Origin of the sequence: Bernardetia sp. (assembly GCF_020630935.1) — a bacterium.
Taxonomy (GTDB): domain Bacteria; phylum Bacteroidota; class Bacteroidia; order Cytophagales; family Bernardetiaceae; genus Bernardetia.
The window spans coordinates 47,009-61,034 of the sequence record NZ_JAHDIG010000010.1 but is presented as its reverse complement, the minus strand read 5'-3'; the positions used below and the strand labels follow the sequence as shown (position 1 = coordinate 61,034).

At 33.1% G+C, this 14,026-nt stretch carries 11 protein-coding genes; 7 read left to right on the top strand and 4 right to left on the bottom strand.

Annotated features, from left to right (window positions below):
- Nucleotides 1-40 precede the first annotated feature (40 nt).
- The 4 genes from QZ659_RS04720 to QZ659_RS04705 all read left to right on the top strand — a co-directional run bounded on the left by QZ659_RS04720 (nucleotide 41) and on the right by QZ659_RS04705 (nucleotide 7,930).
- A complete protein-coding gene (locus QZ659_RS04720; protein WP_291722626.1) occupies nucleotides 41-2,551 on the top strand; it encodes a CHAT domain-containing protein in 2,511 nt (836 codons plus the stop codon).
- A 232-nt stretch (nucleotides 2,552-2,783) separates the two neighbouring features.
- The gene (locus QZ659_RS04715; RefSeq protein ID WP_291722623.1) at nucleotides 2,784-6,044 is read left to right on the top strand and encodes a hypothetical protein; all 3,261 of its coding nucleotides are present in this window, start codon (nucleotides 2,784-2,786) and stop codon (nucleotides 6,042-6,044) included.
- Between the two features lie 195 nt (nucleotides 6,045-6,239).
- Entirely contained in the window at nucleotides 6,240-7,097 is an 858-nt protein-coding gene (locus tag QZ659_RS04710) for a hypothetical protein (RefSeq protein ID WP_291722621.1), read from the top strand.
- Nucleotides 7,098-7,153: 56 nt separating this feature from the next.
- Nucleotides 7,154-7,930 (top strand): TIGR02757 family protein, encoded by a 777-nt coding sequence (locus QZ659_RS04705; RefSeq protein WP_291722618.1) that lies wholly within the window; start codon nucleotides 7,154-7,156, stop codon nucleotides 7,928-7,930.
- Nucleotides 7,931-7,933: 3 nt separating this feature from the next.
- On the opposite strand, the gene QZ659_RS04700 is transcribed toward QZ659_RS04705, so the two are convergent.
- A complete protein-coding gene (locus QZ659_RS04700; RefSeq protein ID WP_291722615.1) occupies nucleotides 7,934-9,091 on the bottom strand; it encodes a 5-(carboxyamino)imidazole ribonucleotide synthase in 1,158 nt (385 codons plus the stop codon).
- A gap of 119 nt (nucleotides 9,092-9,210) precedes the next feature.
- Between QZ659_RS04700 and QZ659_RS04695 the strand changes: the two genes are divergently transcribed.
- The 3 genes from QZ659_RS04695 (at nucleotide 9,211) to rplS (ending at nucleotide 10,981) form a co-directional block, all read left to right on the top strand.
- Nucleotides 9,211-9,618: a hypothetical protein gene (locus QZ659_RS04695; RefSeq protein WP_291722613.1), complete on the top strand. Its 408-nt coding sequence runs from the start codon at nucleotides 9,211-9,213 to the stop codon at nucleotides 9,616-9,618.
- 149 nt (nucleotides 9,619-9,767) lie between these two features.
- Complete coding sequence (locus QZ659_RS04690; protein ID WP_291722610.1) at nucleotides 9,768-10,304, top strand: DUF2452 domain-containing protein; 537 nt, start codon at nucleotides 9,768-9,770, stop codon at nucleotides 10,302-10,304.
- A 290-nt stretch (nucleotides 10,305-10,594) separates the two neighbouring features.
- On the top strand, nucleotides 10,595-10,981 hold the full coding sequence (gene rplS / locus QZ659_RS04685) for a 50S ribosomal protein L19 (RefSeq protein WP_291722607.1): 387 nt from the start codon (nucleotides 10,595-10,597) through the stop codon (nucleotides 10,979-10,981).
- 60 nt (nucleotides 10,982-11,041) lie between these two features.
- Here the strand turns inward: rplS and QZ659_RS04680 are convergent, their stop codons facing one another.
- From QZ659_RS04680 to QZ659_RS04670, 3 genes are all read right to left on the bottom strand, one after another.
- Nucleotides 11,042-11,926 carry a hypothetical protein gene (locus QZ659_RS04680; RefSeq protein WP_291722604.1) on the bottom strand — a complete coding sequence of 295 codons (885 nt, stop codon included), beginning with the start codon at nucleotides 11,924-11,926 and terminating at the stop codon, nucleotides 11,042-11,044.
- Between the two features lie 438 nt (nucleotides 11,927-12,364).
- The gene (locus tag QZ659_RS04675; protein ID WP_291722601.1) at nucleotides 12,365-13,303 is read right to left on the bottom strand and encodes a DMT family transporter; all 939 of its coding nucleotides are present in this window, start codon (nucleotides 13,301-13,303) and stop codon (nucleotides 12,365-12,367) included.
- Nucleotides 13,304-13,392: 89 nt separating this feature from the next.
- The gene (locus QZ659_RS04670; protein ID WP_291722598.1) at nucleotides 13,393-13,992 is read right to left on the bottom strand and encodes a hypothetical protein; all 600 of its coding nucleotides are present in this window, start codon (nucleotides 13,990-13,992) and stop codon (nucleotides 13,393-13,395) included.
- Nucleotides 13,993-14,026 lie beyond the last annotated feature (34 nt).

Below are 14,026 nucleotides of genomic sequence, written 5' to 3'. Positions count from 1 at the left end.
TTATCGTTATCTTTACTAAAAGATAAAACATTCAGAACGTATGAACAACTCTTACCTTACATTTTTATTGTATTTTATACTTTTCTCTTCTGTCTCTGCTCAAAACTCTAGTATAAATTATTCAGAGGAGGAAAATACTGATTCTTTAGCGTGGAATATGCTTTTAGATGAAGCCAACTATCAACAATCTCGTTACGACTATAAAAATGCCATTCAGACGTATCAAAATCTCTTAGAGCAGACAAAAAACAAAGACAGTATTTATTTTTTTGATGTCAAAAATCAGTTGGCTAACCTTTATCAACAAAAAGGAAATTATGCCGAAGCCGAAATTTTACTTTCTCAATGTCTAGATTTTAATAAAAATAAATTTGGAGAAAACAGCCTTGAATATGCACAAGTTTGTAATGATTTGGCAGTCGTTTCTAGGTTTGAAGGAAATTATAGAAAGGCAGAATTTCTACATCTAAAAGCAAAAGAAAATCAAGAGAAAGAACTGACTAAACTTAGTATTCCGTATGCAACTTCGTGTCTGAACCTTGCCGAACTCTACCGAATAGGTAATCGCTACGACAAATCAGAACGTTATCTGATGGAAGCCAACAATATTTTGGGAAATATTTTAGGGCGAAAACATCCAGACTACGCAAAATCCTTAGTCGGCTTGGCAGATTATCATACGTATAAAAATAGGTTTGGAATGGCAGAAACAGCATTAGAAAAAGCTCGTCAGATTTATGCAGAAAATTATAGCAAGCAAAATTTAGATTATGCCAATACGTGTGTGAGTTTAGCCAATCTTTATACACTTCAAGACAACTATCAGAAAGGACTTTCGCTCTTCAAAGAAGTAGAATATATTTATAATTCGTTGCTAGGAAAAAATCATCCAGATTATGTATTTTTTCTCAATTCTTATGCTGTTTTTTACCAAAAATATGGCTTCTACGATAAGGCTCAACCTCTGTTTATTAGAGTAATAGAAATAAAATTACAAGAACTTCAAAACAATTTTTACAGTCTAAGTGAAAAAGAAAAACTCTCCTATATTCAGAGTAATGATGTCTATTTTGATAATTTTGCAGCTTTTTTTGTTCATATCATGACGGAAAAGCCAGATTATAGAGGTTTTACGCAGCTTTTAGAAGCAATGATAAATATCCAAATGGCACGAAAAGGAATTTTGCTTAGTGAAAATCAGCGCATTCAGAAAGCAATTCTTTCTAGTAAAAATTCAAAACTTATAGAAAAGTACGAAGAGTGGAAACAAATAAAACATCAAATTGCGTTAGGAAATAATCTTGACCTAGCTAAACGCAAAGAATTGAACTTAAATTTGGAAGAATTGAAAAATACAGCCAACGGCTTAGAGAAACAGATTTCGGCACTCTCCAAACGAGATGATTTTCTTTCTTCTCATCAAATGAACTTAGAAAATTACACACTTGCCAATTTACAAAATAGTTTAGACGAAAATGAAACGGCTGTCGAAATAGTAACCACAGGAAAAGGGAAAGACAAAACTTATATTGCCATAATAGTCAAGAAAAATAAAGTTACGCCAGTAATTATAGAAAACATTGATGAAGCAGGCGATTTGGCATATTACAGAAATACGATTCAGTTTCAATTAGAAAACACAGAAAGTTATTATAAACTGTGGTATCCTTTGCAAAGGGAAATTGGCTGGGTAAAGCGTCTTTACTTTTCGGCTGATGGGATTTATAATTTTATTAATCCCTATACTTTCTACAATCCGAATACAGGAAAATATATTACAAAAGAATGGATTTTACATTCTATCACATCGCTACGAGAAGTCATCGATAAGAAACAAAACAGCCTTACAGACAAAGAAAAAACAGCCGTTTTGATGGGCAGACCCAATTATTTATCTACAAAAGACAAAGAAAATAACGATGAAACGAATTTAGGCGAAGCTCTACAACTTTCCACCGAAATTTTTACAGATTTAGAGCAAACCGAATACGAAATAAAAAAAATAGACTCTCTGCTCAAAAAAACGAGTTGGAAAACGGAAATATTTTTAAAATCTAATGCGTCCGAAGAAACACTAAAACAAGTTTTTCATCCTACTGTTTTACACATCGCCACACATGGGTATTTTGAAAAAACTAATAATCAGAATCCCCTCAATAGTATGCTAGGAGCTGGAATTGTACTTGCTCAACCCAAAGATAACAACCAAGCAGAAGATGGAATTTTTACAGCGTATGAAGCTTCCTTACTAGATTTACAAAAGACAGAACTCGTCGTTATTTCAGCTTGTGAAACTGGACTAGGACAAATCGCTTCACAGGAGGGAGTTTATGGTTTGCAACGTGGTTTTAGGGCAGCAGGAGCAAGAAATGTTTTGCTTTCTCTTTGGCAAGTAGATGACAAAGCCACTCAAGAACTCATGACTATTTTCTACAAAGAATGGTTTGAAGGCAAAACGAAGCAAGAGGCTTTGAGAAATGCACAGAATCAAATGAGGCAAAAATATGAACATCCTTACTATTGGGGAGCTTTTGTTTTGGCAGGTGAGTGATTTTTCAAATTCTTCCACAAAATTTTAACAAAGGTTTATCTTTTTGAGCTATTATTTTCAGTATTTTTATGTTGTAATGGGAAATTATTTCCCTATTTCTTTGCTACTTTGTACGGATTTTCTACAACTTTTTGCAATGTTTTGCATTTATATAACGTAAAGATTTTAAGAATCAACATATAAAAAACCCTAAGGGTCTTTAAGACCCTTAGGGTTTGGAAAATATAATTTTATGAAAAGAACATTTTTTTTAGCTTTTTTCTGTTTACTTACTTTTTCAGCTTCTGCACAGCAATTTCCAACTGACCAAGACCAGTTTGGAAAAAACCGTGTGCAATATCAAAACTTTGATTGGAAATATGTAACCTCTGATAATTTTGAAATTTATTATTATGAAGGAGGTTATGAAATGGCACTCCTAACAGCTCGTTATGCTGAATCTGACTTTGGTAGAATGACACAGTTTTTGGGATTTGCGCCTTACAACAAAACCAAAATTTTTGTTTATCGCTCTATTGGAGAACTTCAGCAAAGCAACATCGGCATCAATGACCAAGATTTTAACATTGGAGGACAAACCAACTTAGGAAAAGATGTTGTCGAAATTGCCTTTTCAGAATATAGAGAAGCCTATCGCAAAGAGCTTTTGAGAGAAATTGCAGCTTCTTTACTTTCAGAAATGATGTATGGTGGAAATTTGAAAGAAACTTTACAAAGTTCGTTCTTGCTAAGTCTTCCAGATTGGCTCATGTCTGGCGCAGCAGCCTACACAGCAGAAGGATGGAATACGGAAATGGATAATTTTGTCAGAAGTAATTTGATGGCTAAAAAATTTCCTTATCCAGAGAGTTTTAAGGGAAAAAATGCACAACTGGTAGGACAGTCTATTTGGAATTTCATAGTAGAGGAATACGGACAAACTACAGTTTCCAATATTTTGAATCTCACACGCATTGTCAGAAGTGAAAAGGAAGGCATACAAGGAACTTTGGGCATCAATTACGCTACATTTTTAAAAAGATGGGAAGCCTTTTATAGAAATCAGTACAAAGAACTAGACAACTACTCTAAACTTGAATCTAATAATCCTGTGGCAACATCTGTTGAATCACAGTACATTCATCATCCTCGTTTTAGTCCAAATGGAAATTATTTGGCTTATGCTCAAAATAATCAAGGTAAATTTAAAATCTATGTAGAAGAGACTAACAATATTTCCTCAAAAAAGAAGACAAAGAAGTTTATAAAAGGAGGTCTATATGTTATCAATCAGCGTTATGACGAAAACTCGCCTCTTATGTCTTGGAAAAGTAATGAGGAGCTAGGAATTTTATCATATTCTAAAAACAAATATTTTCTCAAAATTTATAACTTGAATGGAAAAGTAACCAATAGTTACCAAATCAAGACACTAGAAAATATTCAAAGTTTTAGCTTTGATGAGCAGGGCAGAAGCATTGTTTTGAGTGGAACACAGCGAGGACAATCCGATATTTTTACTTTTTCTTTAGGTTCTAGTCGTCTTTCAAAAATCACTAATGATAACAGTGATGATATTGACCCCTCTTTTTTAAAGGGAAATAACAATCAAATTGTCTTTAGTTCTAATCGAAAAAGTGACTCTTTAAAGGTTTCTCCTTCTGCTGAGCAATCTCCTTACTTTAACCTTTTTATCTATAATCCATCAGAAAAAGAACTTCTAACACAGCTTACGAATCAAAATAGTATTGCACAAAAGCCTATTTCTATCGATGCCACTCGTATTCTGTATATCACCGAAGAGTTAGGGATTCGTCATTTATTTTTACATACTTTACCAAAGGATGATGTAAAAACAGGCGTAAATGCACAAGTTTCAACCTTTTTTATTGGTATTGAAGATTATGATTATGATATAAAAAAGGAAAAATTAGCTTTTGTAGTTCGTGAACAAGAACAATTAGAATTATTAATGACTACTCTTGCTCCAAAACATGAGACTTTTACTGGAAAAACAGCTAGAAGTCAGATTTTAAATGCTCGTGTTTTTAAAGAACTGAAAAAACAAGAGCTAGAAGAAGAAAATCAGAATACAGATAATAGCAAAGAAGAAGACAGTTCTGAAACTAATGAAAGTACAGAGGACGAAAATGGTAAAGAAAATACAGAAAAAGATAACTACGAGTTTGACACCTATAATAATAATGAAGAGCCAACACGAAAAAAACGTCTTTTAAAAGATTATGATTACTTTGCACAGCGAGCCAAAGACAGGGAAAATAAAAAAATTACTGTCAGAGGACCTTTAGAGTATGAAAATAAATTTGCCTTTGAGAGAAGTGTTACCACGATTGCCCTAGACCCACTGCGTAATTTTGGAGTTCTTTTAGAAGTTTCGATGAGTGATGCTTTGGAAAATCATAAACTCAATGCTGGACTTTTCAACCGTGGTTTTTTTGATATTCAGAGTGGGATGCTCTTTGCCGAATATAAATATTTGAAAAACAGAATTGATTATGGAGCAAGGTTTGACCGTCAGGGCTATGAACTCCTCACACCATTTTTTATTCATAGATATTATTTGAGTAAACTTACAGGAGAAATATCCTATCCACTCAATGTTACGACAAGAATTGTAGTTTCTCCATTTTTAGCTCAAAAACAGTTCTTTGCCACAAGCGAAATCAATCCTGCGGTGCAAGCCTTTCCAGATAAGATTACTCGCTATGCAGGTTCTAGTTTAGAATTTGTTTTTGATAACAGCACCATTACAGGACCAAATACATTGGAAGGTTCAAAATTTAGAGCTACTATCGACCACTATCAAGGCTTGAATTTCAATGATGAAACCTTTACTAATATTTCTATTGATGCTCGCCATTATATTCCGTTAGGTAGAAAGGTCACACTAGCCACTCGTTTTGCTTATGGAAAGTCATTTGGAAATGCACCAAAAACATTTCGTTTGGGTGGTGTAGATAACTGGATTTTTCAACAACAACCTTCACCTGATGAACTCTCACAGCTAGACCCATTTTATTTAGACCCAGATGAGCCAACAGCTTACGTGAACGATTATAGCGATTACTTATTTTTGCGCTATGCAACGCCAATGCGTGGTTTTGATTACAATAAACTTTCAGGAAGCAATTTCTTACTGACAAATATTGAACTTCGTGTTCCTGTGGCACAGCTTTTATACAGAGGTACGATTCGTTCTCCATTTTTCCAAAACTTACAATTTATTGCCTTCAATGATATTGGTTCAGCTTGGACAGGAATTAGTCCTTTCAACAGAGAAAATGCACTCAATACAGTAGAAATTGGTGGGCAAGCAGGAAATCCATTTTTTGCAAAAGTATCTAACTTTAAAGACCCTTTCCTTTGGGGATATGGCATTGGAATACGTTCCAAAATTTTGAACTATTTTACTCGCTTTGATACAGCTTGGGGAGTAGAAGACGACGAACGAGGCAGAGCAAAATTTTATTTGAGTATAGGATATGATTTTTAAGTTTATATTTTGATTTTGTTCTAGCAATTATTTCTGTATTTTTATAAAAAACACTAAGTACTCACATGAACAAATATTTGTTGTTCTGTGTGAACACGGAAAAAATACCGTTCGTTGGTGTTTTAGCGTAGCAACACCAACAACTTTTATGTCATGTCCATTACCTAAAAAAACACTTAACTTTTTACTAATTATATGACAGAACAAAATACACTAGACGACCTCCAAAATTTTGGTTTTACTCCAACAGATGAGTTTGCTAACCTCCGAAGTCAAGGGTATAGTGTAGAATTTGGAAAAACAATATCTAGTGCCTGGTCTTTTATTAGACCCTATTTGGGAGTATTAGTACTCTATACGCTTTTTTGTTTTTTTGCTGACCTCTCTTTATCTTTCTTTATCTCACAAACAACAAGTATGTTAGGCAACTTAGGCTACGTTGCAGGCGCAATAGTAAACCTAACACTTATTTCTGCGTTGTTAGCTGGTTTTTATTCCTATTACCAAAAAATATACTTGAAAGAGGAGTCCTCATTTCAAAATCTACTGGATGGTTTTCAGTTTATCGGACAGCTTGCCTTACACCAAATTGTAGTTGTTCTGATGCTTGTTTTGCCTTTTGTTGGAATATTTCTTCTTGCTCAAGAGTTCGGAATAAACAGAACGGTAGATATTTTTGATACGAATACTTACGAAACTTTTACAGTATTTTATTATCTGCTTTTTATCATTCCATCTCTCTCCATCTTTACACTTTATATTTTTACTCCAATAATTATTGTAGTTTCAAAAACAAACTTTTGGCTGGCAATGGAAATAAGTAGAAAGTTGGTGTTAGCAAACTATATTGGTGTGTTTGGTTTTGTACTCGCCTTTATTGTTATAAATATTTTGGGCTTGCTATTTTTGGGAATAGGAACACTTTTTACTATCCCTTTTACCTTTGCAGCTACTTTTCTTCTCTATGTAAAATTATTGAAAGAAAACGGACATTCAACTAATTTTAGTGGTGATTTTTACAGTGATGAGAATGCTCCTTTAGATGCTTTTTAAAAACCAATTTAGATTTTGGTAGGTCAAACGGCTTGCCTTTGACACACAAAATATCAATGAACCTAAACACAAAAAATTTCCAAAAAATAAAAGAATTTTTAGATGAAAAACACGAAAAATACAACCACACCGACTTTATAGAAAACGACCCTATCCAAATTCCTCACAGATTTTCTAAAAAACAAGACATTGAAATTTCAGCTCTTTTTGCTGCTACACTGGCGTGGGGACTTCGCAAAACCATCATCAATAAATGTAACCTAATTATGGAGTTGATGGATGAATCTCCTCACGACTTTATATTGAATCATAAACCCACAGACCTTAAAGACAAAGGTTTTCAAGAATTTAAACACCGAACTTTCAATTCTACCGATTTACTTTATTTCATAGATTTTTTACAGCGTTTTTATACAGAAAATGATTCTTTAGAAATTCTTTTTTCTTCAAAATCTACCCAAAAAGAAAATTTAGCTCATTTTCATAACTCGTTCTTTGCCATAGATTATGCCCTACAGCGAACAAAAAAACATGTCAGTACGCCAGAAAGAAAATCAGCTTGCAAGAGGTTAAATATGTATTTGCGTTGGCTCGTAAGAAAAGATGACAAAGGCGTAGATTTTGGAATTTGGGAAAACATTTCTCCATCAGTTTTGATTTGCCCGTTGGATATTCATGTCGAAAGGCAGGCAAAAAAACTTGGACTTTTAGAACGAAAACAAACTGATTGGAAAGCAGCCGAAGAACTTACTCAAAACCTAAGATTATTTGACCCAAAAGACCCTGTAAAATATGATTTTGCCCTTTTTGGGTTAGGAGTGGAGAGTAAGTAAAAGTTAATCTTTCGTAATCACATGAATACTTCCTTTTACTTTCTCAACTGTTTCTTTTAGTTTTTCTATGTCATTTCCTAAAACAGTAATGTGTCCCATTTTGCGTGCTGGTTTGGTTTGCTTTTTCCCATAAATATGTGGATAAACATTTTCTAACTCTAATAATTTATCCAATCCATCATAAAAAGGTGTTCCTGTGTGATTTTCTTCTCCAATCAGATTCAAAATAGCAGCCGAACTTCTTAAAGTTGTCTTGCCTAGAGGCAGATTTAAAATAGAGCGCAAATGTTGAGCATACTGCGAAGTTGTACAGGCTTCTATGGTGTGGTGTCCACTGTTGTGTGGGCGTGGCGCAACTTCATTGACCAAAATATTTCCTTTTTTATCGATAAAAAGTTCTACGGCCAAAAGTCCGACCATTCCATTTTCTCCTAATTTTTCAATGACTTCAATAGCTAATTTTGTAGCTTCTTGTTTTTGATTTTCTGAAATTCTGGCAGGCGCAAGCAAATAATCTAATAAATTATACTTTTCATTAACAACCATCTCCACAGCATCAAAAACTGTTGTTTCACCGTTCTCATTTCTTGCTACAATTACAGAAATTTCCTTTTCTATTTCTACTTTGTCTTCCAAAAGAGAAGGAGCTTCAAAACCATTTTGTTTTGCGTCTTCTAAGTCCTTCAAAATCTGTACGCCTTTTCCGTCATAGCCATCTTTTCCTAGCTTCTGAACAATCGGCAATTTACCTTCATTTTTTTCTAAATAATCAATTAGTTCCTCTTTATTATCTATCAAAACAAAATCTGAAGTAGGGATTTGATTATCTTTATAAAACTGCTTTTGTAATCTCTTATCTTGAATAAGACGAATGATAGTAGGCTGTGGAAAAACTTTTTTGCCTTCTTTTTCTAGCTGTTCTAGTGCATCTGCCGAAACCTTCTCAATTTCTATGGAAATTACGTCCATTTGTCTTCCAAAACTCAAAACATCTTCATAATTCGTAATATTTCCTTGATGAAAATTCCTTGAAACAGTTGAACAAGGCGCATTCGAATCATTTTCCAAAAAATGAAGTTCTATATCCAAATCAATAGCTGGAGAGAGTAACATTCTGCCAAGCTGTCCACCACCTAAAATTCCGATTTTTTTCTGTTGCATAAAGAAGTTAAAATAGTTTTTGATGTCAAACTCTTTTAATTGTGTAGAGTTGTGTAATTTCGTATCTCAAAACTAGCAATTATCCAGTAGAAAAAATAGCCATTTAAAAAATTATCACAATGGAAAACTCAATCATCTATAAAGAATCTCACATAGAAATTCACTTTGAGGAACAAAAAAAATATCTGCATTGCCACTGGAGAGGAACTGTCTTGACAGAAGAAGCTCTATCTGCTTACAAAACAGGCTTACAGTTTATGCGAAAACACAACGTATTGATGTGGATTGATGATTTTACTGAAATAAACCTTCCTCCAGAAGAAGCTCTGATGTATATTGAACACATGTGGTATCCAGACGCAGAAGAATATGGAATGAAAAAACACGCTTTTTTGGTAAAAAATATGGGCTTTGAAGCTGAGGTATTTAAAGATGCTGTAATGCTTGCCAACCGTAAGAGTAAGATAAAAGTAGATTTTTTTACAGATATTGAAAAAATAAGAGATTGGTTAAATAATTCAGACTAAAAGTTTGAAAAATTACCAAAACAAAATTAGCATTGAGAAGTTGATTTTATCACAAGTTGTTTAACTTTGTAGCTGTAAAAAATAAACAAAAATATTATAGTCATTTTTAATAAGACGAGAATTATAAACTTGTCAGAATTACTGTACTTATGAGTGATAAGGAAAATTTAGAAGAGCATAAAGAAAAGCAAAAAAAACAATCTATTTTTGATAAACATCAGAAAGAAAAATTTGAAAATATCATCAATCCAATAGATGCTGATAAAACAGCCAAAAATCCAGGACTTTTGCCGTATGCCCATACTGTTGGAGGTGCTATAATTATTCCTACTGAAAAGGGGATTATGAAGAGTAAGGCTCTTGCTGCAATGGAACAGCAAACTGAAATGCAGCTTAATCAAATAAAAGAACAAATAGACCTGCTTGCCAAACAAGCCAAAGAAATTCAATCTAGAACACAGATTTCGATGGAAATTTATAATGCAGATATGGGTTTTGAACCTCTTGTAAACCACAACTATTTTCTTTACGAGCGCACCAAAACAGGCGAAAAAGTTCTTTCTATGATTGCGCCAGACCAATGGGGCAGAAGTTCAAAGCTTCATTTTATGGCAGAAGTACAACTCCTTGCCGACCGAACGTGGAAAGTAATTAGAGAAAATAGTGAAGATAGTATTGATATTTAGATTTATATAGCACTTTTAGAGGAGTTGTTTTTTGTAATGCCAAATAAAAAAACTACCTTTGTGGTTCGTTTTGAAATGTACAGCCTCCAACATTTTCACTTGTCTTGTTTTCATTAACAAGAATAATAAAATCTAGCTTTGGACTGTCTTTATTTAGACAATGACTAAATAAATGATTCTGACAATCATTCAAAACTCAAATTATTTTTAACCCAAGTTTTTGAAATATACTTTGAAGAATTTAATTGTCTGTCAAACTCTTTATTTCAAACTTACCAATTTAATTTCTGATGAGAAATAAATTAATCCAAATGGTAGAGGCTTCTAACGCAGAAGCTCGCAAGAAATTTCCTGAATTTCGTGCTGGTGATACAGTAAATGTAAAAGTACGTATCAAAGAAGGCGATAAAGAGCGTATTCAGCAATATCAAGGTGTTGTTATCCAACGCAAAAACCCAAATACAAACGGTGAAACATTTACAGTTCGTAAAGTTTCTAATGGTGTTGGTGTTGAGCGTATTTTCCCACTTCTTTCTCCAAACATCGAAGGAGTAGATTTAGTTCGTCGTGGTAAAGTACGTAGAGCAAGAATTTACTACTTACGTGGTCGTATGGGTAAAGCTGCTCGTATCAAAGAACGTCGTGGTAACTATGCTTCAGCAGAAGCTGCTAAATAATCTATTTAGTAAAAGAAAAAATAAGAAGCCAATACTAAAATTTAGTATTGGCTTTTTTGTTTATCGGAACATGCTCTTTCCTATATTAGTTCTAGGATAAAAATGAGTTAAGTATTCTTGCGTTTCGTCTAGCAGTTTTCTTGTATAATCAGCAGTAACTTTTTTTGCATCTTTTTCACGCACTGTGTTTGTCTCTTCTATTTTATTTAAAAAATTTGGAGTATAGCCCAAATCTAACATATCACAAATATCTATGAGTGTTCGGTCTGGTGTTTCTCTAAAATCTTCATATCTAAAAAATAGCCAATCAGGATAGTTTTGTTGATAATATAATATGGTTTCAGCAAAAACAAGCCATATTCTCATCGCTTTTTCCCACTCTTGAAGACTTGAAAAAATATTTTCCTGTTGTTCTAGTTGTACACGTGCAAAAGCATTGGGGGCATATTTAGCCACTTTATCTGAAAACAGTTTATCAAAATCTGTACTTTCTTTTTTTTCTATCCACTCAAAGACAAAACTTAAAGGATGTTGAATCAAAATTACTACATCTGTTTTGTAGTGCCTGTGAAGCCACTCTGCTAAAAAAACACCATATTTATCATAAATAAGAGGACGAATTTCTCTCTTGATTTCCTTATTAACTTGATATTTTTCTCTAATGCGCTGATAAAATTGCTTAAATCCACTTCCAAAAGCATTTTTTGAGGTTTCTTCAGTTTTATCACTAAAAAACTCTTTAATAAATGACGCATACGGATTATCCTCCTGTGGATGCATACAAGGAAACTTGTGTTCGAATGAAAACACTTCTGTTGTTTCTGTATGAGATGAAAAAAAATAAGGCAGATAATGAACAAAAGGAAAAACAGATAAAATAGGTTCTATCCATTCTTGTTCAGAGTAAAATGCGCCTGTAAATAAAATAGGTTTCTTTGTTTGCATTAAAAAATAAATACAGATGTTGAGAGTAAAATGTTTGGCTTTGAAAGTTAAAAGTTTTTTTGATATTATAGAAACAACTAAAACTTAACTAGAAAGTTGTTTAAGAGTGTATTTTTCAACCGTAAACGAGGTTTAAAACCATCGTTTAGGGGAGTTTATCCTCGTTGACGGCTGTATTTTGAGCCTCAACGACGGTTATTTTTTCATTCTTAAACAACTTCTAGACTAATTTATCTATGTTTAAAAAATATTTTTTAGCCATACATGAGATTTAAAAACTTAATTTGCTTTTAGATTTAGACAACTTTATCTATGTGAAGATTAATATACAAATGATTTGTAATATAATAAAAATAATTACTTCATTTATCTTACATCTCTGCGATTTTATTAAGTCAAAAAATAGAGTATTAGACTTCTAGTCAAGAAGTGTAGCCATTATTTTTTCATGACACTACTTTTCTCATCATCTTTAGCATATACTTCAAAATACCAAGTTACTAAAGGGCGAGCTACCACAGCAGCTACTACTATAATTCCACCTGCATAAAAATAAATATCCATTGGAGTAACTTCTACTTTTGCAACAAAGTAAGACAAAACAATAACACTTAAAATTCCATATAGAGGAACTAAATTTCCTACCATCGCTACTGTAAAAGGATTTAAGTATTTCATTAGTCGTACTGATTCGCTATATGCATACACAGAAACACCCAATGCTAAACCAAAAATAAGTAGGAAACTATTCCAAGTCATGCTCCACTTTACAGGTATAAAATCTGCTACCACTCCTCCAAAAAAAGTAGAGAACAGTAAGAGTAAAAATGCTGTCAGACTAGCTCCTCCCATCTGATAAAACGTAATGAGCAGAGGAGCTTCTTCTTTAACTAAGTCAGCATTGAAAATAGTAACTAATGCGCCAAAAAATGCACCCAAAAGAGCCAAAAAAAAGCCCAAGCCATAATCAAAATCTGAACTGTATATGATATAGATTCCAAAAATTGCGTTTAATCCTGTGATAATTTCCCCAACAGAAAGTTTTCCCTTTCCCAAAATGGGTCGTAGAATACTGACAAAAAGTGGAATAGTGGCTAGTCCGATAAGACAGACAGCTTCATTAGATAACTTTGTAGAGACGACAATCAGTGTCCAGTAGATAAATGTCAAGATTCCTGTTCCCATCAGAAAATAGGTTTTCTTTCCTGCCCACTTAAACTTTTTTATTGCTACAAGCCAAATGGCTAAAAAAGCAACAGCCATAAGTGTCCGATAAAAGACAAGTTCAGTAGCTGACAAATCAATCTGATTGACAACTAAAGGAACAAGACTAGAAAGCCAAATTACAAAATGAAGACGAAGATGATATTTAAACAAGGAAAATTTATCATTTTGAATGCTACAATGGATAAACTACAAAATACGAAAAAGTCTTCATTTTTTTAGAATAAAAAATTTCACTTTGATTAAATACTACTAGGATATTGTTCCAAAATCCAGATAAAAAAAATTAATAATACAGGAGAAATAATAGCTACGATTTGATAATACTTCAAAGCCTTAAGTTTTTGTCGCATCTTCTTTCTATTTCTAAAAAGAAAAACTAAAGATAAAATCAAAACAGGAATAGTAATAGGAAATAACATGATGAGTGGAAAAAATATGTATAAAATACTACCATCTCCCCCATCGTGCCAACGTGTCCAAATTTTGGGATGTAGTCCATTACCATTCAAAAAAGCGTTCCATTCACTCTTTTCCTCAAAAAAATGTGTTTCGTGAGTTGTTTCATTGAAAACAACATAATTGCCTAACTCTTGTCTTTCTTTATTATCAAAAGGAGCAAAACATCTGCACTTTCCTACAATAAAACCTTTATAATAATACCACTCTTTTAGTCCTGAAAAATGATGCTTTCCTCCAGTATGCAAATCATTCCCCATCCAATTATCTATCTCGTTGCCATAAGGAGTAATATATGTTTCATCTCCTAACCCAAAAGCATAAATATGATGACTTTTTAGCAAAATGCCCAAAGTCAAAACCAACAGGATATATTTTTTCATAGCACTCTTGTTTTAAGAAAAGTCCAAAACTAAA